Below are 1,477 nucleotides of genomic sequence, written 5' to 3' on the forward strand. Positions count from 1 at the left end.
AGTAGCACACCTTGCAGGTATGATGGCTGCAGAACTTGGACTTGATGAAAAGGCAGCAAGAAGAGGTGGATTAATGCACGATATAGGAAAAGCCATATCCCACGAAGTGGGCGGTTCACATTCAAAAATCGGTGCAGAACTTGCAAAAAGATATGGAGAACCAGATGTAGTTATAAATGCTATCCTTTATCACCATAATGATGAACCAGCAAGATACCCTGAAGCAGTGCTTGTAGCTGCAGCAGATGCACTTTCAGCAGCAAGACCAGGAGCAAGAAGAGAAGCACTTCAGTCTTATATAAACAGACTTGAGAAAATAGAAGCTATAGTTAACTCATTTGAAAATGTAGAAAAATCATTTGCGATACAGGCAGGTAGAGAAGTAAGGGTGATTGTAAACTCTGAAAAACTCTCTGATGAAGAGGCATATCTATTGACTAAAGAAATAGCAAAAAGAATTGAGAAAGAAGTAGAATTTCCTGGACAGGTAAAAATAACAACAATTAGAGAATCAAGATTTGTTGAAATAGCAAAATAATAGTGGGTAGTTTGCCCACTTTTTTATTTTATGGCAATATATATTTTTAATATAATCAAATAAGGAGGAGTTTAATTGAGCATTAATTTAGCTGATAACGTATGGATACTAATTTCCACAGCTCTTGTCCTTCTGATGGCAGTAGTTGGACTTTCAGCATTTTATGCAGGCCTTACCAAAGGAAAAAACATATTAAACACTTTTGTTATGGTATTTGTTTCTTTCTGTATTACTTCACTGCTGTGGATAGTATACGGATATTCTTTAACATTCAGCGGGGATTTGGCTGGGATAATTGGGAATTTAAAATATCTATTTTTAAATGGAATAAATCCTTCTGACCCTGCACCAAGTGCAGATAATCTATACCACTATCTTTTTATCTTTTTCCAGATGACTTTTGCATCAATAACAGTTGCGTTAATGGTTGGTGCATTTATTGAAAGAATGAGTCTTAAAGCATGGATGCTAATATCTATTTTATGGGCTACATTCGTTTACTTTCCAGTTGCCCACTGGATATGGGGAGGTGGATGGCTCTCAGGTTTAGGCACACTTGATTTTGCAGGAGGACTCGTAGTTCATGAAACATGTGGTGTTGGTGCACTGGTTGGAGCTGTAATACTTGGAGCAAGAAAAGAAAACATAATGAGACCTGCAAACCTTCCTCTTGCTGCTGTAGGTGCAGGATTACTTTGGTTCGGCTGGTTTGGATTTAACGGTGGTTCAGCTTTATCTATAAGCAGTCAGGCTGTATCTGCTGCGTTTGTAACAAGTCTTGCTTCTATCACCGGTGGACTTACATGGATGTTTGCAGAATGGATTAAATTCAAAAAACCTACTACTTTAGGACTAATAACAGGATTTATAGCAGGTCTTGCAACTATTACACCAGCTTCTGGATTTGTTGATGTATTTGGTGGAGTTATAATTGGATTT

At 37.5% G+C, this 1,477-nt stretch carries 2 protein-coding genes; both read left to right on the forward strand.

All coding sequences use genetic code 11. The annotated features are described in order from the left end of the window. On the forward strand, nucleotides 1-538 hold a 538-nt coding region (locus HG1285_RS01780; protein ID WP_008289305.1), incomplete at its 5' end, for an HD domain-containing protein. A gap of 75 nt (nucleotides 539-613) precedes the next feature. After that, on the forward strand, nucleotides 614-1,477 hold an 864-nt coding region (locus tag HG1285_RS01775), incomplete at its 3' end, for an ammonium transporter (protein WP_008289306.1).

Source organism: Hydrogenivirga sp. 128-5-R1-1 (assembly GCF_000171895.1).